The organism is Celeribacter sp. HF31 (assembly GCF_011806455.1).
GTDB lineage: Bacteria > Pseudomonadota > Alphaproteobacteria > Rhodobacterales > Rhodobacteraceae > Celeribacter.
The window spans coordinates 395,278-420,719 of sequence record NZ_JAATOT010000004.1 but is presented as its reverse complement, the minus strand read 5'-3'; the positions used below and the strand labels follow the sequence as shown (position 1 = coordinate 420,719).

The following is a 25,442-nucleotide window of genomic DNA, read 5'->3' as shown; positions in this document are numbered from 1 at the left end:
CTCAGGGCACAGTCGAACTCAAACAAAAGGAATACGCCCATGCGTCGCGTCGTCGTCACAGGTCTTGGGATCGTTTCATCCATCGGCACCAATGCCGAAGAAGTGCTTGCCTCTTTGAAGGCAGGCAAATCCGGCATTACTGCCAATGAGGACATGAAGGAATACGGCTTTCGCAGCCAAATCGCGGGGGCCGTGGACATCGACATCAAGGAGCATGTCGACAAACGCGCGCTGCGCTTCATGGGGCCGGGTGCGGCCTATGCGGCGATTGCCATGCAACAGGCGATCCAGGATTCCGGTCTCGAAGAGAGCGACGTGGTGAACCCGCGCACCGGTCTGATCGCAGGCTCCGGCGGCCCGTCCACCTCCGCCATGCTGACCGCGCATCAATCCGTGCTCAAGACCATGTCCACCAAACGTGTCGGGCCCTTTGCCGTGCCGAAATGCATGGGCTCGACGATTTCCGCCAACCTTGCGACGGCCTACCAGATCAAGGGCATCAACTATTCGATCACCTCGGCCTGTTCGACCTCGCTGCATTGCATCGGCTCGGCCTCTGAGCAGATCATGATGGGCAAGCAGGACGTCATGTTCGCGGGCGGCGGCGAGGAACTGGACTGGACCCTGTCCTGCCTGTTCGACGCCATGGGCGCGATGTCCTCGAAATACAACGACACGCCGGAAAAAGCCTCGCGCGCGTTTGATGCGGAGCGTGACGGCTTCGTGATCTCCGGCGGCGGTGCGATCCTCGTGCTCGAAGAGCTGGAACACGCGAAAGCCCGCGGTGCCAAGATTTACGCCGAAGTCACCGGCTTTGCCGCCACCTCTGACGGCGCCGATATGGTGGCGCCCTCTGGCGAAGGCGGCGAGCGCGCGATGCGCCTCGCACTTCAGTCGCTCGAAGAAGGTCGCAAGGTCGGCTATATCAACGCCCATGGCACCTCGACCCCGGTCGGCGATGTGGGCGAAGTCGAAGCGGTGCGCCGTGTTTTTGGCGAAGGTCAAACCCCGGTGATTTCCTCGACGAAATCCATGACCGGCCACTCACAGGGCGCCACCGGCGCGCAAGAGGCCGTCTATTGCTTGCTCGCGCTGCAGAACGATTTCATCATCCCGTCGATCAACGTCGAGACGCTTGATCCCGCGATCCATGAGGGTGAAATTGCGACCAAACTGGTGGAAAATGCAGGGCTCGATACGGTGATGACCAACTCCTTTGGGTTCGGCGGCACCAATGGCTCGATGTTGTTGTCGAAATATCTGGGGTAAAAACACAGATGGCTGATCTTCTCAAAGGCAAACGCGGGCTCGTGATGGGCGTCGCCAATGAGCGCTCCATTGCCTGGGGCATCGCGAAAGCCTGTGCCGATGAGGGCGCGGAGCTGGCGTTTACCTATCAGGGCGCGGCCTTTGGCAAACGTCTTGAACCGCTGGCAAGCTCCGTCGGCTCCGACACGATGGTCGATGTCGATGTCACCAACCCGGAACAGATGGACGCGGCCTTCGCGGCGCTCAAAGCGAAATGGGGCAAGCTCGATTTCGTTGTCCACGCCATCGCTTATTCGGACAAATCCGAACTCACGGGCCGGTTCCGCGACACTTCGGAGGCGAATTTCAAGAACTCGCTCCACATCTCGTGTTTCAGCTTCATCGACGTCGCCAAACGTGCGTCCGAGTTGATGACGGATGGCGGCACTTTGATGACCCTGACCTTCGCGGGGTCGAACACGGTCGTGCCGAATTACAACGTGATGGGCGTGGCCAAGGCGGCACTGGAATCCTCCGTGCGCTACCTCGCCAACGACCTCGGCCCCGAGGGCATCCGTGTCAACGCGATCTCCCCCGGCCCGATGAAAACGCTGGCCGGTTCCGCCATCGGCGGCGCGCGCCGGACGTATAAGCACGCCGAACAAAACGCGCCGATGCAATCCAACGCGACGCTCGAAGCGGTCGGCGCCACGGCGGTCTATCTGGCCTCTGACGGCGGTGCTTTCACCACCGGTGAGATCATCCGCGTCGATGGTGGCTATCACATCATGGGCATGCCCCGGATCGAAAATCTCTGATTTCGACGTTCGGTTTGAATAAAAAACGGCCCCCGCGAGAGGGCCGTTTCTTTTTACATCGAAGATGTCATGGGAAATCAGGTGGGATCAGTCCCAGAAGCCTTCGTCAACGCTTTCCATCGCCTCAAGCTCTTCCTCATTGTAGCCGGTCACAGCCACATAGGTGTCGTTGTCGAGACGGGTCAGTGTCACGTTTTCGATCGGGATCATCACATGTTTGTCGCCGATGTCGAGGAAACCGCCAACTTCAGCGACGATGCCCTTCACCTGACCATTCATGTCGAGCACGATGTCTTCGATTTCACCAATCTCGTTCCAGTCTTCGCCGACTTCGGTCATGTTGGAGTCGAGTTCCCAGCCTTCATCATTGGCTTCGTCAGTGGTGTAGATCACGGAGTCGGTGATGTCGCGGGTGCGGATCAGCGGGTGACCGTCATTCACATCGCCCATGTTGGCCATGTCAGCGGCGTCATCGGCGGCGTCAGCCGTTGCATCCATCGCATTGTCGGCAGCGGCTGCAGTCGCATCGCCCGCATCTTCCATGGCGGCACCGGTCTGATCGGCTGCCTGCTCCATATGCGTGCCAGCTTCATCCATTTCAGCTTCGGCGTGATTGTCAGCAAAGGCGATGCCGGTGGCGGCGATCAGAGCGAGAGCGGATGTGGTAAAAAGTTTCATACTGTTCCTCCAGTGTCTTTTACATTCACCAACCCAATGCCTGAAAGCCCTCATAAGTTCCTGCGTTTATTTGATAGTTTCCGCTTGCCTAAAATCCATTCCACCCTACGCACGCGAACCGACGTTAAAGCCGCACCGGCCGAGCGGCCCCATGAATTGGCTCATCCTTGGTTGGGTCTGTGCTGTCTCACGCCCGCCAGACCGGTTTAAAGCGAAACGCTTTAGTGACAGCCCCCCGGCCCGCAGCTGTCGCAGCTTTCACAGGCCCGCGCGCGGTCCTTCATTTCGATGAATTTCTCGTCCCAGGACTCACCATCTCCGAAGGCGAGGAAATGTTGATATTGCTCGTGCCGATCCGGCAGGTTGCGCGCGTGTTTGATCGGGCACCAGTAATATTCCGTGCGCCCCGCCACTTCGCGGACATAGGCCAAAAGCCCGTTGCAATAGCCGCAATAGACGCAGTTCAGTTTCTGCATGAAATTGAGATAGGTGAGCTTGTGGCGGTCGACGGCGATGTAATTTTTGCGCTTCACCTTCGGGATGCCGTAGACCGGAAAACAGACCGCTTGATAGACCGTCACGAAAAGATCCATCAGGGCAAAAGGGATGATCAGCCCGTAGATCACCGGCGCCGTGACGATCTCCCAAGGGCGTGCGCGGCGCAGAAAGACCGACCAGCGGACGCGCAAGGCACGGCCACGCTTGCGGGCCTCTTCCTCAAATACGACCCGGCCGTTCGAAAGCCGGTATTGAAACCGCTCCCGCGCCTCCTGGGCCTCTTTTTCGAGCTGAAGTTGCAAATCCCGCAGGCTCTCGCGGAGTTTTTCAACCGTGCTGTTCATCCGGGCCTCCAGCCACTGTTTTTCGCTTAGGGTAGAGCCTTCGCGCGGTCTGGCAAGCGTCCCGACATCTCGTGACTGTTTTTTTGCCCGAGACTGTTGCCGACACGATGTTGCCGCTCAAAATGTTGCGGCTGCGGAAACACTGCGTTGCGCGCGCCGAAGTTCGCGCCGCGCGACAGCCCGCGCCACATTGTCGCCACATTTAAGACCCATCAAAACCTCAAATATTATTCGAACGCGCGGTCCGACTCACCAATGATTTTTCTTTTGCTCGCCCTTGCCCTCGGCCTCATGGCACTGCCGCTTGTGACCAGCCCGGCACCGACCGAGGGGCACATCCGGGCCAGCGGATTTAATGGCGTGGGCGTGCTCATTGGTTTTGTCATCACGGTCGCCGTCGCCACGCTGACCTCTCCGATGTTCGGGTTTGGCTTTGTCTTTGCCGTGCTGCTGCATGAACTGGGCTCGGCTCTGGCGGTGCGGATCATCGGCCATGACGTGGCGCGCGTGCGTCTCGTGCCCCTGCCCTTCATGGCCGCGCCCCGCTCCGACCGGCCCTTCGCGCACGCGCTCGAGGAAAGCTTTGCCGCGCTCTATGCGCCCGCGCTTGCGATCCCGCCGATGATCATCGGCTTTGGCCTGTTTCATGTGCTGGCCCCCATCGCGCCGGGGACTGCCAATGTGCTGCGCGTCATGGCGATCATGCTGGGCACCTTCAATTTCCTGATGCTCCTGCCCTTTCTGCCCTTTGGCGGCGGGCGTGTGGTGCAAAGCGTCTCAGATGCCTTTTGGCCGCAGCTGCGCACCTTCGTGACCCTCTTCATGAGCGCCGCCTTTGCCTCCGCCGCTTTGCGCGATCATTCCATCGCCATGGCGATCCTCGCCGTCGCGGGTTTTCAAAGCCTCTTGCACCGCCGACGTCCGGCGCAAGAACGCCTGACCCACAACCAGGCGCTTTTGGTGATGTCCTGCTATGCCTTTGTGCTCACAGTGCATTTTACCGGCGGGTTCTGGCTTTTGGCCGGGTTGATCTGAGTTGATCTAAGTCTGTTCATCCGCTCCACTCCGTGGCAATCTTCGGAGAAAGGGGGCACCATGGTTCACTATTTCACCACATCCGACGGGCTCAATCTGGCCTATGACGTTCAGGGCACGGGTGTGCCTGTGCTGTGTCTCGCGGGCCTCACGCGCAACATGGACGATTTCGAACCGGTCGTTGAGCATTTTGCAGACCGGGCGCAGATCATCCGCCTCGACAGCCGGGGACGCGGGGCCTCCGATCATGATCCGAATGTGATGAATTACACCATCCCGCAGGAAAGCGCCGATGCCCTTGCTCTGCTCAATCATCTCGGGATCGACAAGGCCGCCATCCTCGGCACCTCGCGCGGCGGGCTGATTGCCATGGCGCGGGCCGTGACCGCGAAGGCGCGGCTGTCGGGCGTCTTGCTCAATGACATCGGGCCGGAGATGGACCCGCAGGGCCTGTCGCATATCATGGATTACCTTGGCCGCCCCTCCGCCTATCGCAGCTTTGAGGACGCCGCCGACAAATTGCCGAAAGCCCTGGGCGCGCAATTCCCCAATGTGAGCCACGCGCAATGGCTCACTTACGCGCGCCGCATCTGGGCAGAGGGGGGGAGCCGTCTGGAACTGCGCTACGATCCCGGCCTGCGCGAGGCGATCGAGGCGCAAAGCGTCACCGGAGCGCTCCCCGATCTCTGGCCGCTGTTCGAGGCCTTCGACGGGCTGCCCCTGGCGCTTCTCAGGGGCGAGAACTCCAATCTACTGCCGCGCAGCACCTACGAAGAAATGCAGCGCCGCCGCCCCGACATGATCGCCGCCGAGGTCAAGGATCGCGGCCATGTGCCCTTTCTCGACGAGCCGGAAAGCCTCGATGTGATCGCGCGGTTCGTTGCCCGCATAGAGGTTTGAAAGAGGCCTGGAAGACAGGTTTCCCGGACTTGACGTAAAGGTCAGCGACGTTCAACGTAACGGCGCAAAGGGTCATATTGCGCGGCGTATCAGGGCCACGCCGCGTCATAGGCTCTTTCGCGTGTGTTAACTCGTGTATCTTTGGAGTCCCATGTTTGCGCTTCCAACGCACCATTTGGTGTTTCTGGTCCTGGTCGGAGCGGGCTATGCCCTTGCCACCGTCGGGATGAAACTTGTGGCCAGTTCTGGCGCGATGCCCTCGCCCTTTGGCCTTTGTCTGATCGTCGCGGGGCTTCTCGCTGCGATCATCTTCGAAATCATCCTTTTGCGGCAGGCCCCAGTCAGCCAGCTCTATCTCATCGTCATCGCGGTCGAGACCGCCATCGTCTTGAGCTTTGCCTGTCTGATCGGCGAACAGATCACCCCACGGCTGGCGCTTGGCATGGGGTTCATCTTTGTCGGGCTGGCGACTGTCGCCCATTAAGGTGGCGCGCATTAGGGTCGCGCGCATGAGGCGCGCATGAGGTTGAGCCTCCCCTGCGCCCCGCCTATGGTGCCCTCAAAAAGGAGAACCAGATGCGGGTCGAGATCGGAGAGCTGTCGCTCAATGTCGAGGTGAGCGGGCCGGAAGACGGCGCGCCCGTGGTCTTTGCCCATGCCCTGGGGACCGATCTGCATCTCTGGGATGAGGTCTTGCCGCATCTGCCCGAAGGCTTGCGGCTCATTCGCTATGATCTGCGCGGCCATGGCGGGTCGGACGTGCCGAAAGGCCCCTATGCGATGGGGGCGCTGGTGCGCGATGCCGAGCGGCTTTTGGACGCGCTCAAGGTGCAAGACGCGGTCTTTGTCGGCATTTCCATCGGCGGGCTGATTGCGCAGGGGCTGGCGGTCAAGCGGCTCGATCAGGTGCGCGCGCTGGTGCTGTCGAACACGGCGGCGAAAATCGGCGTGCGCAGCATCTGGGACAAACGCATCGCGGAGGTGCGCGCCAAAGGTATGGAGGCTCTTTTGGCCCCCACGATGGAGCGCTGGTTCGCCCCCGGATTTCGCAAGACGGAAGCCGCCAAGCGCTGGGCGCAGTCCATTTTGGACACCCCGTTTGAGGGCTATCTCGGCTGTGCCGCCGCCATCGCGGGTACGGATTTCTACACGCCGACCTCGGGGCTTCGGCTCGCCTGTCTGGGCATTGCGGGCGGCTATGACGGCTCGACGCCGCCCGATCTGGTGCAGGAAACGCTGGGCGTCATTCCCGGTGCGCAGTTTAAATTGATGCGCCGGTCCGGCCATCTGCCGCCCGTCGATGCGCCCGAAGACTATGCCGCGATCCTGAGCCAGTTTCTCAGTGAGATCGCCCATGTCCGGCGCGATCCGACCCCGCATGATCATCTGCCGATGTTGAACAATCATCCTCACGATCATGGCCACCATCACCGCGATCATTCCCACGGCCCTTCACACGGTCATTCACACGACCATTCCCACGGCGAACATAACGATGGCTGACCCCACGATCCTTCTGGTCCACGGCTCCGCCCATGGCGCCTGGTGCTGGCGCGATCTGTTGCCAGAACTTGAAAGCCGGGGCTTCAAAGCCCGCGCGCTCGATCTACCGTCGCATGGAGAGAGCCTGACGGATTACACAGAGGTCACTTTGGAGCGCTACCGCGACGCCATTCTGGCCGACATCGCAAAACACGGCGGGCCGGTTGTCCTGGTCGGCCATTCCGCCGGCGGTTATCCGATCACGGCCGTGGCCGAGACAGCGCCGGAGAAAATCGCCGCCCTCGTCTATCTTTGCGCCTATGTCCCGCAAGACGGGATGAGTCTGGCCGACATGCGCCGCAGCGCCGCTGAGCACCCCGTGCTCGACCTGATCGAGCGCACCGACGATGGCCGCGCCTTTCGGTTCAAACTCTCGGAGGGTGCAGAGGCGCTCTACCACGACTGCCCGCACGAGGTCGCCGAATTCGCCAAGGCACATCTCGGCCCGCAAGCCATCGCACCGCAAGAAACGCCGCTCCATATCACCGGGGCCTCGACCGACCTGCCGCGTCACTATGTGATCTGCGACAACGACCGGGTGATCCCACCCGAGGAACAGCGCAAAATGGTCCAAAGCTGGCCCGAGGCTCACGTCCACCACCTGCCGTCGGGGCATTCGCCGTTTTTCTCGATGCCAGAACGGCTTGCGGATCTGCTGACAGGGATTGTGCAGCAACGGTGATGGACAGGGCGCGCTCTTGCGGCCACAAAGGCGGGGTTGTTTTGGATGTCTCATATGCTCACCCGCCTGCCTGTTCTGTTCATCACCCTCACAGTTGTCATCGACGCCATCGGCATCGGGTTGATTTTCCCCGTGATGCCCTCGCTCATCCGCGAGTTGACCGGGCGGACACTGGCCGATGCGGCGATCTGGGGCGGGGTTTTGGCGACGGGTTTTGCCGTGATGCAATTCCTGTTCGGCCCTTTGGTGGGCAACCTCTCGGATCGCTTCGGGCGCAAACCGATCCTTCTGACGGCGCTTTTCGTCATGATGCTCGATTATCTCGTCATGGCGGTCGCACCAACGATTTGGCTTTTGCTCATCGGGCGGTTGATCGCCGGGATCACCGCTGCCACGCCCGGCACGGCGGCTGCCTTTATGGCCGATATTTCCGCGCCAGAGGATCGCGAGCGCAATTTCGGATATATTTATGCCGCCTTCGGGCTGGGCTTTGCCTTTGGGCCTATGATTGGCGGGCTTTTGGCCGGGATCGACACCCGTGCACCGTTCTATGCCGCAGCCGCCATTGCCGGGGCCAATATGTTGTTCGGTTTTTTCGTCATGCCCGAAAGCCTCGCGCCCGAAAAACGTCGCCGGTTCGAATGGCGCCGCGCCAATCCCTTTGGCGCCTTGCGCGCCATCGGATCGCTCAAGGGCCTCACCGGGTTGCTCATCGTCTTCGGCCTCTACGAGCTGGCCTATTTCGTCTACCCGGCGATCTGGGCGTTTTACACCGAGGAACGCTTTGGTTTCGACACGGTCGCCACCGGCATGACGCTCTTTGCCTTCGGCGTCTCTCTCGGGTTGGCGCAGGCGCTTTTGGTGGGGCCTCTGGTCAAACGCTTTGGCGCCTACCGCGTCGCCATGGCGGGGATCCTTCTGGATGCGGTGGTGTTTTTGACCTTCGGCCTCACAACGAGCGTACCGATGGTCTGGATCATGTCCATTCTGTCTGGCATATCCGCAATTTCCATCCCCGCGCTCCAGGGCATGATGAGCCGCGCCACGCCAGACGATCAACAGGGCGAATTGCAGGGCGTCACCGGCTCCATCGCCGCGCTCGCCACCATCCTCAGCCCCTTGATCATGACCGAAACCTTCGCGATCTTTTCGCGCCCCGGCACCGCACATTACATGCCCGGCGCGCCATTTCTCTTGTCCCTGGTCATCGTCCTGATCGCCGGACTGATCCTTTGGCGTTGGCATCGGCGCCAAGCTTTCTCGTGAGCGGATTTCATCTCGGGTTCACCGGATTTGATCTGAATCGCCGCACGTCGGACAGAATCTGCTATACTGGCGGTCCATAAGAGGAGGAGACCTTATGACACGCCACATTACAGACAGACCGCATCGCAAGTCCGATTCCAGCCGTCTGGTGCAATATTTGAGCCAAGATCGCGCCACCGGGCGCTCCGGCGTCTGGGCCAAAATGGACCGGGAACGCCAAAGCCCGAAAGGTGCCGCCCGCGTCAAACAGTTCCTGCGCATCGACCGGGGTATTTCCGCCTAAGTTGCCCCCTTCGGTGTAAAGTCTCAGGCCCGCAGACATTGCGGGCCTTTTCTATGTGCAAATCTGTGTGGCAAAGCGGTTTGCCACTGCAAATCTCATTTGCAAACCCACCCCATCTTATTGCTTTTGCAAAGAATGATTCAAAAATCTGTGCGCAATTTGCATATCGGGGTTGCCTCATCAGAATGTGACTGGAAGCTCCCCACAGATGGCGCGTAGATGCGACGAAATTGGGAGACTCTGTGGGAGGAGGCAACCAAACCGCGTGAAACGCGATCCCCCTCTTCCCCGAAACGCCCCCCGCTTTTTCAGTCAGCGTTTTCATTCAGCCGGAGAGAAACCTCGTGACCATCACGCGCCGTCCTATTCCCGCATCTCTACAGTCCAAAATCATGTCGGCCGAAGATGCCGCCGCCCTCGTCGACAAGGACGCGACCGTGGGCATGAGCGGCTTTACCGGCTCGGGCTACCCGAAAGCCGTGCCTTTGGCGCTGGCGGCCCGGATCGAGGAGAAACACGCAGCGGGCGAAAAATTCCGCATCAAGATCTGGTCCGGCGCCTCGACGGGCCCCGAGCTTGACGGGGCGCTCGCCAAGGCCGACGGCATCGATTTCCGCCTGCCCTATAACTCCGATCCGATCGCGCGCGAAAAGATCAACAAGGGCGAAATGAACTATTTCGACATGCACCTCAGCCAAGTGGCACCGATGGCGTGGCAGGGGTTTCTGGGCAAGCTCGACACCGCCATTGTCGAAATTTCCGGCATCACGCCGGAGGGCGACCTGATCCCGTCGTCGTCGATTGGCAACAACAAGACCTGGCTGGAGTGTGCCGACAAGATCATCCTTGAGCTGAACTCCTGGCAGAGCGAGCATCTCAACGGGATGCATGACATTTACTACGGCACAGCGCTCCCGCCGAACCGGGTTGGCATTCCGCTGATCAAGGCAGACGACCGCATCGGCCAGCCGCATTTCAAGGTCGATCCAGCCAAGATCGTCGCCATCGTCGAGACCGATACGCCGGACCGCAACGCGCCGTTTGCAAAGCCCGACCAGACCGCTTTGGACATCGCCGGGCACCTGTTGGAGTTCCTGTCGCATGAGCTGAAAATGGGCCGGATGCCGAAGGAGCTTTTGCCGCTACAATCGGGGGTCGGCAATGTGACCAACGCCGTGCTCGCGGGGCTTTTGGACAGCCCGTTTGAAAACATGACCGCCTTCACCGAGGTGATCCAGGACGGCATGCTTGATATGCTCGACGCGGGCAAACTGCGCATGGCCTCGGCCACCGCGTTTTCGCTGTCGCCCGAAGCGGCCGAAAAGTTCAACGCCGAGGCACATCGCTATCGGGACAAACTGATCCTGCGCCCGCAGGAAATCTCCAACCACCCGGAGCTGGTGCGGCGCCTGGGCTGTGTCGCGATGAACGGTCTGATTGAGGCGGACATTTACGGCAACGTCAACTCGACCCATGTGATGGGCTCGCGGATCATGAACGGCATCGGCGGTTCGGGCGATTTTGCGCGCAACGCCTTTGTGTCGATCTTCATGACGCCCTCGACCGCCAAGGGCGGCGCGATTTCTGCGATTGTGCCGATGGCCAGCCATGTGGATCACATCAACCAGGACGTTCAGGTCATCGTGACGGAACAGGGCCTCGCCGATCTGCGCGGCCTCGACCCAAAACAGAAAGCCGAACTGATCATCGAAAAATGTGCGCATCCCGCCTATCGCCACATGCTGCGCGATTATTACGAGCGGGCGAAGAAAAGCTCCTTCGGGGGGCACGCGCCGCATGATCTGCGGGAGGCGCTGAGCTGGCATCAGCGCTTTATTGATACCGGGTCTATGAAATAAGAAAAGGCCTCCCGCCGGGGAGGCCTTTTTTATGGGTCAGGCCGCTTCGCCACCTGTGATCAGATCGACTGGCACCTCGCCCGCACCAAAGGCCTGCATCTGATCCTCGGCCCAGAAGCGAATGTCTTGCAGCTTGACCATCTTGCGATTGGAGATCATCCGGCCTCGGCGTTCCTCTGGCGGCAGGTCGAGCGCGAACTGGATCGCCCCGTCCATCGACTTGTGAGAGAACGGATTGGTTGGCACGGCGGCGGCCAATTCGACGGCCGCACCCGCAAATTCCGACAGGACCAGAACCCCGTCTTCATCCGTGCGCGCGGCGCAATATTCCTTGCACACGAGGTTCATGCCATCCGCCAAAGGCGTGATCCAGGCGACATCGGCAGCGCGGTAGTAGGCCACCAGATCCTCGAACGGCACAGGCCGCGAAATCAGCGCGATGGGTTGCCACTCAAAGGTGCCGTACCGCCCGTTGATTTTACCGGCGAGATGTTCGAGGTCGCGTTGAATTTCCTCATAGGCGGTCATGTTGGAATTGGCCGCCACCGAGACATGCATCAACCGCACCTTGCCGCGCAGATCGGGGCGGGTTTCCAGCAGGCGCTCATAGCTTTCGAGCTGTTCGATACCGCCCTTGGTGTAATCGGTGCGCCCGACGGAAAGGATCAACTGACCGTCGCCGATCTCTTGCTTGATCTCCTTGACCTTGGCCGCGGTCTTGTCGCTTTGCGCAAGGGTCTCGATGTAATCGACATCGACGCCCACGGGGCTGGCCTGAAGCCGCACGGTGCGGTCGTTATAACCCACTTCGGTCACCACGGATTGCTCGGAAAGCGCAGAGGTTTCGGACGCGAGTTCCGGTTTGACCTTTTCGCGTTTCAGCGTCTCGACCTCCAACAAAGACCGCGCGGCGGAGACAAAGTTGTTCACATAGCGCGGGATATGGAAACCGACGACATCGCAGGCCAGAAGGCTTTCCAAAATCTCCTTGCGCCAGGGCAGCACGTTGAAAATATCGGCGTTCGGAAACGGCGTATGGTGAAAGAAGCTGATCTTCACATCGGGCCGCAGCGTGCGCAGGTACCCTGGCACGAGCCAGAGGTTATAGTCATGCACCCAGACCACAGCCCCCTCGGCGGCCTCGGCGGCGGCGGCCTCGGCAAAGGCCCAGTTCACCTCGCGAAACGTGGGCCAATCGACGGGGTCGTAATTGTAGCGCTCCTTGAAGCCATGCAGGATCGGCCAGAAGGCCTCTTTGGAGGAGACGTGATAGAAACTCGTCACCTGCTCCGGCGTCAAAGGCAAACGCGACACCGTGTATTTGCCATAAGCATCGTCGATCTCGATCACCCGCTCAAAGTCCGGGTTGGCCGGATCGTCGGCGTGTTTCCACGCGATCCACGCGCCCTTGTCGACACGTCCGAAAAAGCTTTTGAGCGTCGGCACGATGCCATTCGGGCTTTTGTTTTCGCGGTATTCGATTTTTCCATCCACCTCGACCTCTTCGTAGGGCTGGCGGTGGTAAACGATCACAAGATTGGAAGACATATCAGGCTCCTTTCAGGGCGAGATTTGACGCGGGCACCGCGGCATGCGTGGGCGCGTCATGCAGGTCGAGCGCGTTGATGGCCTCAAGGATGCCTGCGGCACCGAAACCCGTCGCGTGATAAACCGTGTCGCGGCCATAGAGCCGCTGTTTGAGTGGGGCCTCCGAATTGCCGACCGCCACAGCCGGCAGGCCAGAGATCAGCATCGACAGATCGTTCATCGTGTCGCCCGCGCAAAGCACGCGGGTCTCGGGAATGCCGAGATGCGCGATCAGACGCTTGATCGACGGACCTTTCGAAACGCCCTTGGGCAGCACGTCGAAGTAGCGGTTGTCGGAGATGAGCCAATCTAGACCCAGTTCCTCGACCAGCACTTCGGCGGTGGCGTCATAGGCATTGGGCGTCAGGTCGTAGCTGACCCGATAGCGAAACGGCGTCGGCTGAAGCGTCAGACCGGAGATGCCATCGAGCGTGGCGCGCACCGCATTTCCTTTGTCACCCCAGCGTTCGGCAATGTCCGCCTCCAGCGCGGGGATCGGTTCGACATGACCGTCATCACGCACATGCGCAATCGTGGTGCCGACATCGCCAACGACATATTCCGGCCACGGAAGCCCCTGCTCGCGGCACATCTCCATAATGAACTCCGGGTCGCGCCCGGTGACGAAAATCAGCCCAACCGTGTCGCGATTGGCCTCGATCCAGTCGTAAAGCGTTTTGCGCTCCTCCTCTGAGCCGCCCAGAAACGTCCCATCCAGATCGGTCGCAAGGGTGAAACGGCGCGCGGCAATCGCCGGGCGCGGTGTGGCGTGAACAGTCATGAGGGATCTCCGAATTGCAGCGGCATATCAGGGGTGGGATGGGTCAGGGAGAGGGTGAGCGCATTGGGCTCAGATTCGATGGGACGGGCCCAAAGCGCGGTAAAGGCCTCTTGCAAGTCGGCCCCTTTGTGCAACACCGCGTGCACCGTCTCGCAGATCGGCATCGGCACGCCGATGCGATGCGCCAGATCGGTGACAGAAACGGAGTTGACTTCGCCTTCCACCACCACGGGACGGCCCTCGAAACAGGAGGGTCGTGCAAGACCTTGGCCCAATTGATAGCCCAGCGACATGTTGCGCGAAGTGGTGGAGCTACAGGTCAGGGTCAGATCGCCCGCGCCGGACAGGCCGGTCACGGTTTCCCGAGAGCCGCCCAGGGCCTGTGCGAGCTGTTTCATCTCATCGGTGCCACGGGTGATCAGCGCCGCGCGGGTGTTCTCCGCAAAGCCCGCGCCGGACATCATCCCGCAGGCGATGGCGATCACATTCTTGACCGCGCCGCCCACTTCGACGCCGACGAGATCGTCGGAGACATAGGGGCGAAAGCCGCCACCTGAGAGCGACACGGCCAGACGCGCCGCCGGGCTTTTTTCTGGGTTCAGACGATCCGCGTAGGAAAACGGAAAGGCGACCGTGGCCGCCGTCGGATGGTCCAGCGCGGTTTCACGCGCAAAGGTCGGGCCGGAGACGGCACCGACCGGATGGCCGGGCAGTTCTTCGGAGACCACTTCGGACAAGAGGTATCCGGTACGACGCTCGACGCCTTTACAGGCCAGCGCGATCGGAATGCCCTTGGGGATATGCGGAGCGATGGCCTGACACATCGGGCGCAGTGTCGACGAGGGTGTGACCATCAAAACGGCCTCGGCACCGGCCAGCGCCTCTGACAGATCAGAGGTGGCCGTCAGACCGTTTGGAAGATCGACCTCGGGCAGGTAATCCGCATTCTCTTTGGTTTCATTGATCCGTTGGGCAAGGTCCGGACGACGCGCCCAGAGGCGCACCTCACGGCCATTGCGGGCCAAAACGGAGGCGAGCGCGGTGCCCCAACTGCCGGCGCCAAGAACGGCGACGCGGGCGTAGGGCTGCGACGGGGTATGGGAGATGGAATCCTTGATGGGGAGCTCCTTTTGGGTGCTCTTAACTCAATATCTGGTCTTCAGGTTCCGCGCGCCCCACCCGCCACACTGGCCGCGCGACAAGGGGCAAAGACAGGCCAAGAGGACCATGGTCAGCGCCAAGCGGGTCGTACACATGCGCAGTTTAAGCCCTTTTGGGACGCGTTCGTGCCGAGCGGGTCCGTCGCGTGAACCCTAGTGATAGGGTAGCAACCCTGTCTTAAATTTCAACCCAACCTCGCCGCAATGCGGCGAAGACCTTTGGAATAAAAGGAAACTTTTTTATTTTAGCGTTCACAGAGACGTGTTCTCGCCCCATCGATCACGGCTCAAACCCGGCAACATTGCCCTCATGCACCCAGGCGGAGGAGCATTTCCCGAGATAGGCGGCCTCCGTTGACCAGCCCTCTGGAGTCAAACCACAGGCCGCCAATTTGGCGTCATACCCCATCTCCTTCATGTAACCGCCCGCGCCGTCGCCTTTTTCAGGGTCGGTCCAGATGATGCCGGAAAACCCGTTGTCGAAATCGCATTCGAACGCCTGCTTCAAGGCATAGGGCGAGATATAGCCCAAAATGGCCGCCTCTTCGAAGGGCGCGGCATAGAGCGCGATCTGGCCACTCTCTGTGCCTTTCTTGCTGATCACACCGCTGACTTCACGACATTCGGCGCCACCGTAGGGCGCGGCGCCCACAAGTGGCATGCGGGGCTGATAATAGGCGGCACTCTCTCGGCTTGGCCCGGTGCGGAAACTGTTGAACGCGATGCGACGCGCCGTAAGGATGTCCGACACCTCGGCACTGAGCGCTGGAGCTAGACAAGACAGCGTACGCAGGGGCGTCAGATCCCGGTGATAGAGATCGAGCCAAATCTCCGCCTCTGCCGCACCGGTCCCATCAATCGGAGTTTGGATGTTCAGGACAGCCCGCCCGCCCTCATGCAAAAACGTCAGACGATAGCTGTCCCAAGGATAGCCCCCGGTGCCCGGCGTCATGTCGAACGGCGTGTCGAGGGCCAGCTGGGTGAGCGGCCCATCTGAGATTTGAGGCGTGACATGCAGCTCAAAAGCCGAGGCGCCCGTTTCGGGATGCTGCGCGCCGCAGAGTTTGATCTCTTCGGCCTCTTCGGTCACGCAAAGCACCTGCGTCGCCAGAATGTCATCGCAAAACGCATGGGCGCCCGCCGTCGAAGACAGGAGGGCCAGGGTGAAACAGGGGGCGAAAAATCGCATCGTTAACGTCCTTACATCCGTTTTGAGACCCGCGTCACTGCACGCGGTCGAGATATGTGCCATCGACCCAACCCGTCGCACAGGGGCCTTGGTAGGGCGTATAAAGCTGCTCGGGCCGGATGAGACAGGCGGTGACCCCATAGGTGGGGATTGCCACGGCGAGAAAATCTCCCTCGCGGGCAATGACGTCCACAGTGTCTCCCTCATAGAGCTGCCACCAGACAGGCGTCGCAGCGTTTGGACGGGCGGTCGCGTAGACCGCAAGCCCTTCGCCCGACGGCAGGGGCATCACCTCTGCGACGCCAACCGCATTGGGCTCTGGCACCACGACATCCTGCGAGAAAAACAGGCCGATGGGGCCGCGCGTCTCCAGCGGCGCCCAAAGTGCCTCCGTGTCGGCGTAGACGGTTTGCGACAGGCAGGGTGTCTGGTCGCTGTCTTGCTGCCAATGCGCGGATTGCAGCCACATCTCTGCGGGGCCATCTTGCGCCACCGCCTCTTCCATATCGTCCCACGGCAGGCTGGCATGCAGCGTCACTGGCTCGCCCAGATCGGTGCTCCAAAACCCCAATTCGACGCGCAGATCGTCACCCTCTTGCCAGCTAAACCACGTGGTCGCCGCCTCCGCGATCAGTGGCGTATCGTCGTAAGGCTCGCCGGTTTCAAGCGCGTGGCGGACAAGGCTAAAGCGCGCGTCTTGTGCGCAGACGGTGATCTGTTCACGGGGCTCGGCATCGGTGGCGCATTGAAACACGACCACGCCGTCGCAGACGGCCTGTGCAGTCGCGCTTTGGGCAAAACCTGCGGCCAGACAGGCCAGAGCCGCTTTTCGGAGATGTCTCTGCATCGCTGTTACGGCGAGACTTGCGCTAGGTCGATCATCTCGATCAGCGCGCCGAGATCGGAGGTGACAGAGCCCGCATCACAAGACAGGGTCGCGATCACGTCGTCGTTCTGGAGCACGTTGATCCCGCCTTCCAGCGCGGCCTCCGCCGACTGCTCCCCACCAGCCCAAACTTCATAGGCGTAGCCGCCATCGGCACTTAAGGTCACGGAGTCACTCATATAGGTTCCCATGCCATTCCACGGCGTATAGGACAGCGTCACCTTCTCTTGCAGGATCTCTTTTTCCACCTCGCCATTGGATTTGAAAAACCCGTAGGACACCATATCGCCGTCTTCCCAAATCGCATCGCAAAGCTCGACCGCTTTGGCGCCACCATTGAAGGTGCAAGAGAACACCTCGGTCCCATCAAGCAGGCAATATTGCGCGGCCTGCGCCATGCCAGCGGCAAAAATCAGTGCGGTTGCGAGAGACAGTCTTTTCATTGGTTTTCCTTGATCGAAGATCATTTGTGAAACTGCCCGCGACGGCGCGCATGGCGAAGCGTCATAAGAGCTTTTAGCGGCCTCAGTACTACGGCCCCCGCGCAGCAAGAGGAGGGGGAAAATGTCGGTCGTTTTCCCAAACGACAGACCCAACGCACGGTGAGGGCGCAGATCACAAAAGTCAGGGCAATTTATATCGGAGAAATGGCGATCCCTTGAGGACTCGAACCCCAAACCTGCTGATTAGAAGTCAGCTGCTCTATCCAGTTGAGCTAAGGGACCGCGTTTTGGCCAGTTTAGACCCTGGCCGCGGTCGAAAAAGCGCCGGCGGACCGGCGCTTGGGCGTCACGAAAAGGCACCGGATCAATGGGTCCAGGGCATCCGTCTGTTGGTTGCGAAGTTTTCGCCATAGCCGCCCGGGCGGACGTTGTGGGCACGGGTCTTCGGCTCTTGCACGACGTAATCGATGCCATGCTCTTCGGCGTAGGCGATGGCCTGTTCCTTGCTGTCGAAGGTCATCTTGACCTGCGTCTGCGTGTCCTTGGACGAGGTCCAGCCCATCAGCGGATCAATGTCACGGCTGGTGGCCGGCGCGAAATCAAGCAGCCAGTGTTTGGTCTTGCCTTGCCCGGATTGCATCGCGTTGCGAGCGGGCTGATAGATACGAGCGCGCATCAGGGGACTCCTTTGTTCCTTGCCAGCGTTATCCCCGTTTCTGCCGGGTGTTTCAAGCCTTTCAAAACCGCGCAGGTCCCGATCCGCGCAATAAAAAACCCGCCTGTCAGGGCGGGAGAGGAAGAAGTGACTGCCCGACCGGGGTGTGGGAGCGAGGGGTGGGGTGGGGTGTTACACGCCCGGTCGGGACAGTCTGTTCTGCTGCTTGCATAATCAGATTAGGCAGGAAGGCTTTCGTTAAGCAAGGCAAAATATCGCTTAGGTTGCAAAATAAATCATAAAATTCTCCCTATAGTGGTAACCCTTTGTTTACCTTTCCGCGTCTCGTGGCAGTTGGCACAGAAGAGTCTGGCCCAAGACTTGAAACGTGAACAAAAAGAGATCATTTGTTAACGATCTGCCCTGCCGCTCTCCCCTGCCCGCCTTCAAGGAGCCCCCATGGACCCGTTGATGATGACCGATCCGCCGAAGGATCTGAAAAATCGCCCCAAGCTCGAAGGCGGCAAGCGCTTTGTCATGCACAGCCAGTTCGAGCCCTCCGGCGACCAGCCGACAGCCATCGCGGAGCTCTCCGCCGCGATTGAGGCGGGCGAGCACAATCAAGTGCTTTTGGGGGCCACCGGCACGGGCAAGACCTTTACCATGGCGAAGGTCATTGAGGCGACCCAGCGCCCGGCGATCATCCTTGCCCCGAACAAAACGCTGGCGGCGCAGCTTTACGGCGAGTTCAAAGGCTTTTTCCCTGAGAATGCCGTCGAATACTTCGTGTCGTATTATGACTATTATCAGCCTGAGGCCTATGTTGCGCGCTCGGACACGTTCATCGAGAAAGAGAGCCAGATCAACGAACAGATCGACCGGATGCGCCACGCCGCCACGCGGTCTCTGTTGGAGCGTGACGATGTGATCATCGTGGCCTCCGTCTCCTGCATCTACGGCCTCGGCTCGCCCGAATTGTACATGGCGATGACCATCGATTTGATGATGGGGCAGGAGTACGACCAGCGCCAGTTGATGAGCGATCTTGTCGAGCTGCAATACCGGCGCAATGACACCGCCTTTGACCGCGGGTCCTTCCGGGTGCGGGGCGACAGTTTGGAAATCTGGCCCGCCCACATGGAGGACCGCGCGTGGAAGCTGTCGTTCTTTGGTGAGGAGCTTGAAAGCATCACCGAATTCGACCCGCTCACGGGCAAGAAAACCGACACGCTGGAGCAGGTGCGGGTCTACGCGAATTCGCACTATGTGACGCCGAAACCGACGATCAAACAGGCGATCAACGGCATCAAAGCCGAGCTGAAACAACAGCTGATCCGCTTTACGGATGAGGGAAAATTGCTTGAGGCGCAGCGGCTGGAGCAGCGCACGAATTTCGATCTTGAGATGTTGGAGGCCTCGGGCTTTTGCAACGGGATCGAGAACTATTCGCGCTATCTGACGGGCCGCGCGCCGGGTGAGCCGCCGCCCACCCTGTTCGAATTCATCCCCGACAATGCGATTGTGTTCGCGGACGAAAGCCACGTTTCCGTGCCGCAGATCGGCGGGATGTATCGCGGCGACTTTCGGCGCAAATCCGTGCTTGCGGAGCATGGGTTTCGCCTGCCGTCCTGCATGGACAACCGGCCTTTGAAATTCGAGGAATGGGACGCGATGCGGCCGCAATCGGTGTTTGTGTCCGCGACGCCGAAGGACTGGGAGTTGGAGCAATCCGGCGGTGTTTTCGTCGAACAGATCATTCGTCCGACCGGCCTTTTGGACCCCGTGGTGGAAATTCGCCCGGTGGACACGCAGGTCGACGATCTCCTGGACGAGGCCAAGCGGATGACCGAGCTGGGGCGGCGGATTTTGGTCACCACGCTCACCAAACGCATGGCCGAAGACCTCACCGAATACCTCCACGAACAGGGCGTGCGGGTGCGCTATATGCACTCCGACATCGACACCATCGAGCGGATCGAGATCCTGCGCGACCTGCGGCTTGGGGCCTTTGATGTGCTCGTGGGGATCAACCTGTTGCGCGAAGGGTTGGACATCCCGGAATGTGGCCTCGTCGCCATTCTGGACGCCGACAAAGAGGGCTTCCTGCGCTCTGAGACCTCGCTGATCCAGACCATCGGCCGCGCCGCGCGCAACGCCGACGGGCGTGTGATTTTGTATGCTGACAAGATCACCGGCTCGATGCAACGCGCAATGGACGAAACCGACCGCCGCCGCGCGAAACAGATCGCCTATAACGAAGAACACGGCATTACGCCGCAGACCGTCAAGAAGAACGTCGACGACATTCTGGCGGGGCTTTATCAGGGCGACGTGGACATGAACCGCGTGACGGCGACGATTGATAAGCCGATGGCAGGGCAGAACCTGCAAGCCGTTCTGGACGGCCTCAAAACCGACATGCGCGTGGCCGCAGAGAACCTGGAATTCGAAGAAGCCGCGCGACTCCGCGACGAGATCAAGCGGCTCGAAACCGTCGATCTGGTGCTGCACGACGATCCGCTGGCGCGGCAATCGGCGGTGGACGATGCGGTGGCAGATGCGAAGGCGAAGAGTGGACGGTCTACGGCGGGGAGACCGGGGCAAAGAGGTGGGAAGGCTGGACGGGGGAAGAGGAAGTAATCAAGACTAAGTTGCATCGCTTACGCGTTTAACGCAAACATGTCCGCATTTGATGAAACGAGGGGCTTTATGCGTTATCTTTCTATTCTCTCTCTAACAATTCTCACCGCCTGTAGCGGCACAATGACTGGCCAAGTACGCGAAACTGGAGAAAAAGTTCAGTTCAACTATGAACAGGGCATGGATCACGACATCTATACCGCCAAGATTGGCAATGAGACCTTCAAAGGCAAAGCAATCATGGACGGCTCGAGTAGCACATATGCTAATGCATGGGGTGAAGGCTTCACGAATATCTTCGGCACTACTTCGACAAACAAATTTATCGCGGTTCTTTTGGGTGACCAAGGCCACTCATTGAATTGCCAAATGCGCTACGCAGATTCTAGCGGCTTTACCGCTTCCGGAGGCATTGGAATTTGTAAACATTCTGACGGCCGTGTGATCGATATAGTTTGGTAAGCCAAAGCGCCCGGCCCGAGGACTTGTACGTAAAACGCGCCCGCCGTCACGCCAAAGGCGTGCTTTCAGCACGACGGGGCGGGTCGGGCGCGTTCGGACATGCAAGCATGTCTGATTGGCCTAACGCAACCATTGCTCCTACTCCGCCGCCAGCCCCTTGCCCAAAGGCCCCTGCCCGCTTGGAGTTTCACCCTTGATCTCGAAACTCGCCCGTGTCCGGGGCAGCGCGTGCGGATGCGCGCCCTGCAACCACGTCAGCAATTTCTCCCGCACTTCACAGCGCAGCTCCCACAGTCTCGGCGAGGTCCGCGCCGACATCAGCCCACGCAGCTCCACCACGTCTGAGGCGCTGTCCACGACTTGCAGGTTCACCACCTGCCCGTCCCAATAGTCGCTCTCTTGCACAAATTCCTTCACCTTCGCCCGGATGTCATCAATCGGCGCGGTGTAGTCGACGCGCCACATCACAGCGCCGATGACATTGGTACTGTCGCGGGTCCAGTTCTCGAACGGGTGTTCGATGAAATAGGTCAGCGGCACGACCAGACGGCGCCAATCCCAGATGCGGATAACGACATAGGTGGCGGTGATTTCTTCGATCCAGCCCCATTCGCCCTCGACGATCACCACATCGTTGATGCGGATCGGTTGGGTGAGCGCGATCTGGATGCCTGCGAAGACATTCGACAGCACGGGCCGCGCGGCGATGCCGAGGACAAGACCCGCGACACCGGCGGAGGCGAAGAGCCCCGTGCCGATCTCGCGCACGCCGGGGAAGGTCAAAAGGATGCCGCCGGCGGTGAACATGAAGATCACAAAGAACATCACTTGGCGCAGCACCCGCAACTGAGTGAGCGTTTTGCGCGCGGTGAGGTTTTCTTCGTCATCCGTCTGATAGCGGGTCATCGCACGGGTGGTGAAATGGTTGGCGACGATGTAGCTGGCCCAGCCGAGCGTCAGGATCAGGATGATGCCCATGACGTGGCGGATGGTGGCGAGCCAGGAGCTTGGCAGAGAGACCAGAGGCAGCACCACCATGAGCGACAGGAAGACGGCCATGAGGCGCATCGGGATGATGGCCTGACGCATGGTGACGCGGGCGATGTGGGAGCGGTCGGAGAACAGGCGGCGGATCACCGCACGCAGCGACCAGTTGACGAGAAGGCCCACGAGAATGGCCCCCACGACGATGGCGACATCGACGAAAAAGTAATCGAGACGAAATAAAAAGGTGCGGGTTTCGGAGAGAAGCTCTTCGAAGGTCAAGAGGGAGGTCCCTATGCTGCGGCTGCGAGATACCCTTATTTACTTAGGTCTCTGAGCGCAGGGTCAAGCCCCCCCCTCCCGTTTTGTCATTCGCCGGTGACGCTCAGCCCCAGCATGCGCCAGACCTGCATGCCGCCGCGGTAGTAGTGGATTTTCTCTGCCGGATAGCCCGCCTCGATCATGCGCCGGGCGGCAGTGGGGGATTGGCCACACCACGGGCCGTTGCAATAGAGCGCGACGGTTTTGACCTGATCGCCTTCGCAGATGAAGCCCTCGAAATCCGGCTCACAGCCCAGTTCGCCCAGTCGGTCGGCGGCCTCGGTGTAGGGCATATGCACGGCGCCGGGGATGGCGCCACCGTCGAAATCGGGTTTGACGCGGCTGTCCAAAACCATGGCGTCTGGGTCCTGAAGCATCGCGATCAGTTCCAGCTCGCCGATGGTGGTCACGCCCTCAGCCGGTGTCATCGGCTGGATGCAGAAATTCGGACAGGGGCGCGAGGTCTGGGCCCACTCCCCCGAAACCATATTGTCGTTGTCCTGAATGCGGGAAATCTCCATAGGCCCCGAAGGCGTTTCCACTGTCGCGGACATCATATCGGGGGTGATCCCCACCGGATCGGCCCAGGCCCCGCCCGCAAGCACGATCAAAGCTGTCGTTAAAATCTTATGCATCAATAAATGCCCTCCACTTCATACATGACGGGTTCGAACGACTTGCACATGCCGTTGATCTCCCGATTGCGTTTGCGCATCTCTTCGGTGCGCAGCATGGCCTGGTAGTCCTCGCGTTTCTGCCATTGCGAATAATTGGCGATCCGGGTTTGCGCGTCGTTGATATGAAGCGCCGCCGAAATGAACCCCGGCTGTTTCGAGATCACCTCATCGAAGGCGGATTGAAGCGCCTCCATGAGGTCCTGGGCCACGCCGGGTGTGGTCTCGAAGGTCGTCAGAACGGTTTGACAGGTTTTGTCCTTGGAAATGGTCGGCATCGTCTCCTCCCTCAGATACGTCTGGCCGAAATGGGCCTGAGATGAACATAGCACGATTAGAGTGCATTTTAGCCAGAAGGGATTTTGCGACTCACTTTAGAGGGGCTATATCTTTCGCATTCCGCGAAACGCTCTGGTCCATATTAACCAGTGTTTTTCGGCTATTCTCCCAGCTTCTTCCCCGCTCTTGCCCAAGCCTTGCCGCAATTGCTTGGGACGCCCTGATTCATTTCATTTTTTCTATGATTTCAGCATATTAACCATAATAAATGCTTGCCAGAACTGAGGCACATTTAGCTAAAACTCTACCAATATCTCAACAGGCCCGGAAAATCGGCGCCGCACCTTGTCCAGAACGGACCCATTCCCATGCCTTGAAAACGCCTCGCCATAGACCCTGTCACGCGAGGCCGGAATGAGCCAAGAAAGGACACTGCCATGCGCGTGCTGCTTGCCGAAACCAACTGGAATGCCATGACCGCCGCCGCAGGTCTGACCGATGCCGGGGTCCTCGTGACCCGGGTGAATGACGGACGCGAATTGATGGATTTTGCCGATTTCGGCGAACAGAGCGCCGTCGTTCTGGATCTCGACATGCCGGACATCAACGGTTTCAAATTGATCGAGCAATTGCGCCGCAAAGACCCGCTGAAACCGATCTATGCGCTGACCGAGAAAACCGACTGGGGCAGCCGCAAGAAGGCCTATGATTGTGGCGCGGATGATGTGATTTCCGGTCCGGTGCATCCCGCCGCTTTGGCCGCACAAATCAAGGCGGCTGTGCGTCGTGCCGCAGGCTATTCAAGCGCCGCGTTGCAGATTGGTGCGCTTTGTCTTGATACGGAACAGACACTGGCCACGCTTCATGGCAAGGCGTTGCAACTGACACGCAAGGAATATGAAATCCTTGAAATGCTGGTGCTCAACCACGAACGTTTGGTGACACGGGAGACCTTGATGAACCATCTCTACGCGTGGGACGACGAACCCGATGCACGGATCATCAACGTCTATCTGAGCCGCCTGCGCCAGCAAATCGAACTCTGCGGCGGGGATGCCGAAATGGTCGAAACAGTTTGGGGACTGGGCTATCGCATCACGTCGGGAGCCGCGCAGAAACAGGTTGCCTGATAAAATATCCCGACATCGGGTGATTTTAAGGCCCCGTAAATCCTCTTTCCCTAAGGATGAGAAAAATTACATCGCACAGATCCTCATGTGGAAAGGCAACATGCTTCGTATTTTCCTCCTCCTTCTGCTCATTGCGTCGGGGGGCGCCCTGACGCTCCCAGGCCCTCTACACGCCGGTGAGACGCCGAACACCACCTCCGAATTACAGGTGCGGATCGATGTCGCCGGCCGCCAACGCATGTTGAGCCAGCGCATGGTGCGTACCGCTTGTATTGCCGAAATGGATGTCAATCGGGATCAGAACATCACCCTGTTGCTGACCTCGAAATTCCTGTTCGACAGCACCCTGAAAGCCCTTCGTGAGGGGGGCGGACCGGATAAATTCCAACCGGAGACAGACCCCGCCACATTGGCCCTGATCGCTGAAATCGAGGACGTCTGGGATGTCTTCAAACATCAGATCACCGCCGCCAAGAAAGGCAAACTTGAGGGCTATTCTGACTATGCTGCACTCTCTGAGCTGTCGTTGCGCCTGCTGGAAACGTCGAATGCTCTGGTGCAAAATCTTGATGATCGCTATAGCGCATTGGCCGCTCAGGGCACTCCCGAGCTTGGCCGCATGATCAACATTGCCGGACGGCAAAGGATGTTGATCCAAAAGGCGGGCAAGGAGGCCTGTCTTGCTCAGATGGCTGGCACTCTTGATGAGATGACCCCGCAACTGGAGCAATTGCAAAAGACAATCGCACTGTTCGAACAGTCTGCCTTTGGCCTCGCGTTTTCCTCGCGCGCGCTCGACCTGCCAGCTCCCCCAAGCGCGGAAATTGAAAACGCGAATTTCAATCACTGGCAGGAATGGAGTAATATCGTTCCGCTTTTCGAGAGCATGGATGAGCACAAACTGAGCGAACTCGAATTGCATGAACTGTCCAGCAGCATCGAATTCTTTCTAAGTGCGCTCAACACCACAGTCCAAAAATATGCGCAGCTCTAGCGTCTCATGGTTTTGCCCGCCGTACGGAGGGGGGTGAGCCATTTACGATCGTGGCAACCGGAAGACTAAAGCCTACAATTTTACTATGGTATACGCTGCGCTGA

General features: G+C 59.7%; 25 protein-coding genes, 1 tRNA gene and 1 pseudogene. 14 read left to right on the top strand and 13 right to left on the bottom strand.

The window, feature by feature from the left end; all coding sequences use genetic code 11:
- The first annotated feature begins 39 nt into the window (after nt 1–39).
- Both fabB and HCZ23_RS11050 read left to right on the top strand, forming a co-directional pair.
- A complete protein-coding gene (gene fabB, locus HCZ23_RS11055) occupies nt 40–1,269 on the top strand; it encodes a beta-ketoacyl-ACP synthase I (RefSeq protein WP_167601765.1) in 1,230 nt (409 codons plus the stop codon).
- 8 nt (nt 1,270–1,277) lie between these two features.
- Nucleotides 1,278–2,066, top strand: a complete 789-nt coding sequence (locus HCZ23_RS11050; protein ID WP_167601764.1) for an enoyl-ACP reductase — start codon at nt 1,278–1,280, stop codon at nt 2,064–2,066.
- 87 nt (nt 2,067–2,153) lie between these two features.
- On the opposite strand, the gene HCZ23_RS11045 is transcribed toward HCZ23_RS11050, so the two are convergent.
- Together HCZ23_RS11045 and HCZ23_RS11040 are read right to left on the bottom strand one after the other, a co-directional pair.
- Entirely contained in the window at nt 2,154–2,744 is a 591-nt protein-coding gene (locus HCZ23_RS11045) for a PRC-barrel domain-containing protein (RefSeq protein WP_167601763.1), read from the bottom strand.
- 221 nt (nt 2,745–2,965) lie between these two features.
- Nucleotides 2,966–3,586 carry a hypothetical protein gene (locus tag HCZ23_RS11040; protein WP_167601762.1) on the bottom strand — a complete coding sequence of 207 codons (621 nt, stop codon included), beginning with the start codon at nt 3,584–3,586 and terminating at the stop codon, nt 2,966–2,968.
- Between the two features lie 255 nt (nt 3,587–3,841).
- On the opposite strand from HCZ23_RS11040, the gene HCZ23_RS11035 reads away from it, so the two are divergent.
- The 8 genes and pseudogenes from HCZ23_RS11035 to HCZ23_RS11000 all read left to right on the top strand — a co-directional run bounded on the left by HCZ23_RS11035 (nt 3,842) and on the right by HCZ23_RS11000 (nt 11,153).
- Nucleotides 3,842–4,621, top strand: a complete 780-nt coding sequence (locus HCZ23_RS11035) for a hypothetical protein (protein ID WP_167601761.1) — start codon at nt 3,842–3,844, stop codon at nt 4,619–4,621.
- A 60-nt stretch (nt 4,622–4,681) separates the two neighbouring features.
- Nucleotides 4,682–5,521 (top strand): alpha/beta fold hydrolase, encoded by an 840-nt coding sequence (locus HCZ23_RS11030; protein ID WP_167601760.1) that lies wholly within the window; start codon nt 4,682–4,684, stop codon nt 5,519–5,521.
- A gap of 151 nt (nt 5,522–5,672) precedes the next feature.
- On the top strand, nt 5,673–6,005 hold the full coding sequence (locus HCZ23_RS11025; protein WP_167601759.1) for a 5-aminolevulinate synthase: 333 nt from the start codon (nt 5,673–5,675) through the stop codon (nt 6,003–6,005).
- A gap of 92 nt (nt 6,006–6,097) precedes the next feature.
- Nucleotides 6,098–6,880, top strand: a pseudogene (gene pcaD, locus HCZ23_RS11020) (3-oxoadipate enol-lactonase); the annotation flags it as partial.
- Nucleotides 6,881–7,016: 136 nt separating this feature from the next.
- Nucleotides 7,017–7,745 (top strand): alpha/beta fold hydrolase, encoded by a 729-nt coding sequence (locus HCZ23_RS11015; RefSeq protein WP_167601757.1) that lies wholly within the window; start codon nt 7,017–7,019, stop codon nt 7,743–7,745.
- 45 nt (nt 7,746–7,790) lie between these two features.
- Nucleotides 7,791–9,011: a TCR/Tet family MFS transporter gene (locus HCZ23_RS11010; protein ID WP_368487338.1), complete on the top strand. Its 1,221-nt coding sequence runs from the start codon at nt 7,791–7,793 to the stop codon at nt 9,009–9,011.
- Between the two features lie 94 nt (nt 9,012–9,105).
- Nucleotides 9,106–9,294 (top strand): hypothetical protein, encoded by a 189-nt coding sequence (locus tag HCZ23_RS11005; RefSeq protein WP_167601756.1) that lies wholly within the window; start codon nt 9,106–9,108, stop codon nt 9,292–9,294.
- A 344-nt stretch (nt 9,295–9,638) separates the two neighbouring features.
- Complete coding sequence (locus HCZ23_RS11000) at nt 9,639–11,153, top strand: acetyl-CoA hydrolase/transferase family protein (protein ID WP_368487337.1); 1,515 nt, start codon at nt 9,639–9,641, stop codon at nt 11,151–11,153.
- A gap of 36 nt (nt 11,154–11,189) precedes the next feature.
- Here the strand turns inward: HCZ23_RS11000 and ggpS are convergent, their stop codons facing one another.
- From ggpS to HCZ23_RS10960, 8 genes are all read right to left on the bottom strand, one after another.
- Complete coding sequence (gene ggpS, locus HCZ23_RS10995) at nt 11,190–12,701, bottom strand: glucosylglycerol-phosphate synthase (protein ID WP_167601754.1); 1,512 nt, start codon at nt 12,699–12,701, stop codon at nt 11,190–11,192.
- Between the two features lies 1 nt (nt 12,702).
- Nucleotides 12,703–13,521 (bottom strand): HAD family hydrolase, encoded by an 819-nt coding sequence (locus HCZ23_RS10990; RefSeq protein ID WP_167601753.1) that lies wholly within the window; start codon nt 13,519–13,521, stop codon nt 12,703–12,705.
- Complete coding sequence (locus HCZ23_RS10985; protein ID WP_254870155.1) at nt 13,518–14,546, bottom strand: NAD(P)H-dependent glycerol-3-phosphate dehydrogenase; 1,029 nt, start codon at nt 14,544–14,546, stop codon at nt 13,518–13,520. Before HCZ23_RS10985 ends, HCZ23_RS10990 begins: the two co-directional genes overlap by 4 nt.
- 415 nt (nt 14,547–14,961) lie before the next feature.
- Entirely contained in the window at nt 14,962–15,870 is a 909-nt protein-coding gene (locus HCZ23_RS10980) for a hypothetical protein (RefSeq protein WP_167601752.1), read from the bottom strand.
- Nucleotides 15,871–15,904: 34 nt separating this feature from the next.
- Entirely contained in the window at nt 15,905–16,717 is an 813-nt protein-coding gene (locus HCZ23_RS10975; protein ID WP_167601751.1) for a hypothetical protein, read from the bottom strand.
- 5 nt (nt 16,718–16,722) lie between these two features.
- Entirely contained in the window at nt 16,723–17,199 is a 477-nt protein-coding gene (locus tag HCZ23_RS10970) for a hypothetical protein (protein WP_167601750.1), read from the bottom strand.
- Nucleotides 17,200–17,404: 205 nt separating this feature from the next.
- A tRNA-Arg gene (locus HCZ23_RS10965) sits at nt 17,405–17,481 on the bottom strand.
- 82 nt (nt 17,482–17,563) lie between these two features.
- Nucleotides 17,564–17,875, bottom strand: a complete 312-nt coding sequence (locus HCZ23_RS10960) for an ETC complex I subunit (protein WP_167601749.1) — start codon at nt 17,873–17,875, stop codon at nt 17,564–17,566.
- A gap of 438 nt (nt 17,876–18,313) precedes the next feature.
- Here HCZ23_RS10960 and uvrB point away from each other — a divergent pair, with 438 nt between their 5' ends.
- Both uvrB and HCZ23_RS10950 read left to right on the top strand, forming a co-directional pair.
- Nucleotides 18,314–20,494: an excinuclease ABC subunit UvrB gene (gene uvrB / locus HCZ23_RS10955; RefSeq protein ID WP_167601748.1), complete on the top strand. Its 2,181-nt coding sequence runs from the start codon at nt 18,314–18,316 to the stop codon at nt 20,492–20,494.
- 39 nt (nt 20,495–20,533) lie between these two features.
- Nucleotides 20,534–20,956 (top strand): hypothetical protein, encoded by a 423-nt coding sequence (locus HCZ23_RS10950; RefSeq protein ID WP_167601747.1) that lies wholly within the window; start codon nt 20,534–20,536, stop codon nt 20,954–20,956.
- 138 nt (nt 20,957–21,094) lie between these two features.
- Here the strand turns inward: HCZ23_RS10950 and HCZ23_RS10945 are convergent, their stop codons facing one another.
- The 3 genes from HCZ23_RS10945 to HCZ23_RS10935 form a co-directional block, all read right to left on the bottom strand.
- Nucleotides 21,095–22,222: a mechanosensitive ion channel family protein gene (locus tag HCZ23_RS10945; RefSeq protein WP_254870145.1), complete on the bottom strand. Its 1,128-nt coding sequence runs from the start codon at nt 22,220–22,222 to the stop codon at nt 21,095–21,097.
- An 86-nt stretch (nt 22,223–22,308) separates the two neighbouring features.
- On the bottom strand, nt 22,309–22,896 hold the full coding sequence (locus HCZ23_RS10940; RefSeq protein WP_167601746.1) for a rhodanese-like domain-containing protein: 588 nt from the start codon (nt 22,894–22,896) through the stop codon (nt 22,309–22,311).
- Nucleotides 22,896–23,213, bottom strand: coding sequence for an antibiotic biosynthesis monooxygenase (locus tag HCZ23_RS10935; protein ID WP_167601745.1), 318 nt, complete (start codon nt 23,211–23,213; stop codon nt 22,896–22,898). The genes HCZ23_RS10940 and HCZ23_RS10935 overlap by 1 nt, the downstream gene beginning before the upstream one ends.
- Before the next feature lie 438 nt (nt 23,214–23,651).
- Between HCZ23_RS10935 and HCZ23_RS10930 the strand changes: the two genes are divergently transcribed.
- Nucleotides 23,652–24,344: a response regulator transcription factor gene (locus HCZ23_RS10930; protein WP_167601744.1), complete on the top strand. Its 693-nt coding sequence runs from the start codon at nt 23,652–23,654 to the stop codon at nt 24,342–24,344.
- Nucleotides 24,268–25,338 (top strand): type IV pili methyl-accepting chemotaxis transducer N-terminal domain-containing protein, encoded by a 1,071-nt coding sequence (locus HCZ23_RS10925; protein WP_167601743.1) that lies wholly within the window; start codon nt 24,268–24,270, stop codon nt 25,336–25,338. Before HCZ23_RS10930 ends, HCZ23_RS10925 begins: the two co-directional genes overlap by 77 nt.
- Nucleotides 25,339–25,442 lie beyond the last annotated feature (104 nt).

What these genes read in the sequence shown, in the direction of transcription:
- fabB (WP_167601765.1), top strand. Translation starts at nt 40, where the DNA reads ATGCGTCGCGTCGTCGTCACAGGTCTTGGGATCGTTTCATCCATCGGC.
- HCZ23_RS11050 (WP_167601764.1), top strand. Translation starts at nt 1,278, where the DNA reads ATGGCTGATCTTCTCAAAGGCAAACGCGGGCTCGTGATGGGCGTCGCC.
- HCZ23_RS11045 (WP_167601763.1), bottom strand. Translation starts at nt 2,744, where the DNA reads ATGAAACTTTTTACCACATCCGCTCTCGCTCTGATCGCCGCCACCGGC.
- HCZ23_RS11040 (WP_167601762.1), bottom strand. Translation starts at nt 3,586, where the DNA reads ATGAACAGCACGGTTGAAAAACTCCGCGAGAGCCTGCGGGATTTGCAA.
- HCZ23_RS11035 (WP_167601761.1), top strand. Translation starts at nt 3,842, where the DNA reads ATGATTTTTCTTTTGCTCGCCCTTGCCCTCGGCCTCATGGCACTGCCG.
- HCZ23_RS11030 (WP_167601760.1), top strand. Translation starts at nt 4,682, where the DNA reads ATGGTTCACTATTTCACCACATCCGACGGGCTCAATCTGGCCTATGAC.
- HCZ23_RS11025 (WP_167601759.1), top strand. Translation starts at nt 5,673, where the DNA reads ATGTTTGCGCTTCCAACGCACCATTTGGTGTTTCTGGTCCTGGTCGGA.
- HCZ23_RS11015 (WP_167601757.1), top strand. Translation starts at nt 7,017, where the DNA reads ATGGCTGACCCCACGATCCTTCTGGTCCACGGCTCCGCCCATGGCGCC.
- HCZ23_RS11010 (WP_368487338.1), top strand. Translation starts at nt 7,791, where the DNA reads ATGTCTCATATGCTCACCCGCCTGCCTGTTCTGTTCATCACCCTCACA.
- HCZ23_RS11005 (WP_167601756.1), top strand. Translation starts at nt 9,106, where the DNA reads ATGACACGCCACATTACAGACAGACCGCATCGCAAGTCCGATTCCAGC.
- ggpS (WP_167601754.1), bottom strand. Translation starts at nt 12,701, where the DNA reads ATGTCTTCCAATCTTGTGATCGTTTACCACCGCCAGCCCTACGAAGAG.
- HCZ23_RS10990 (WP_167601753.1), bottom strand. Translation starts at nt 13,521, where the DNA reads ATGACTGTTCACGCCACACCGCGCCCGGCGATTGCCGCGCGCCGTTTC.
- HCZ23_RS10980 (WP_167601752.1), bottom strand. Translation starts at nt 15,870, where the DNA reads ATGCGATTTTTCGCCCCCTGTTTCACCCTGGCCCTCCTGTCTTCGACG.
- HCZ23_RS10975 (WP_167601751.1), bottom strand. Translation starts at nt 16,717, where the DNA reads ATGCAGAGACATCTCCGAAAAGCGGCTCTGGCCTGTCTGGCCGCAGGT.
- HCZ23_RS10970 (WP_167601750.1), bottom strand. Translation starts at nt 17,199, where the DNA reads ATGAAAAGACTGTCTCTCGCAACCGCACTGATTTTTGCCGCTGGCATG.
- HCZ23_RS10960 (WP_167601749.1), bottom strand. Translation starts at nt 17,875, where the DNA reads ATGCGCGCTCGTATCTATCAGCCCGCTCGCAACGCGATGCAATCCGGG.
- uvrB (WP_167601748.1), top strand. Translation starts at nt 18,314, where the DNA reads ATGGACCCGTTGATGATGACCGATCCGCCGAAGGATCTGAAAAATCGC.
- HCZ23_RS10950 (WP_167601747.1), top strand. Translation starts at nt 20,534, where the DNA reads ATGTCCGCATTTGATGAAACGAGGGGCTTTATGCGTTATCTTTCTATT.
- HCZ23_RS10940 (WP_167601746.1), bottom strand. Translation starts at nt 22,896, where the DNA reads ATGCATAAGATTTTAACGACAGCTTTGATCGTGCTTGCGGGCGGGGCC.
- HCZ23_RS10935 (WP_167601745.1), bottom strand. Translation starts at nt 23,213, where the DNA reads ATGCCGACCATTTCCAAGGACAAAACCTGTCAAACCGTTCTGACGACC.
- HCZ23_RS10930 (WP_167601744.1), top strand. Translation starts at nt 23,652, where the DNA reads ATGCGCGTGCTGCTTGCCGAAACCAACTGGAATGCCATGACCGCCGCC.
- HCZ23_RS10925 (WP_167601743.1), top strand. Translation starts at nt 24,268, where the DNA reads ATGCCGAAATGGTCGAAACAGTTTGGGGACTGGGCTATCGCATCACGT.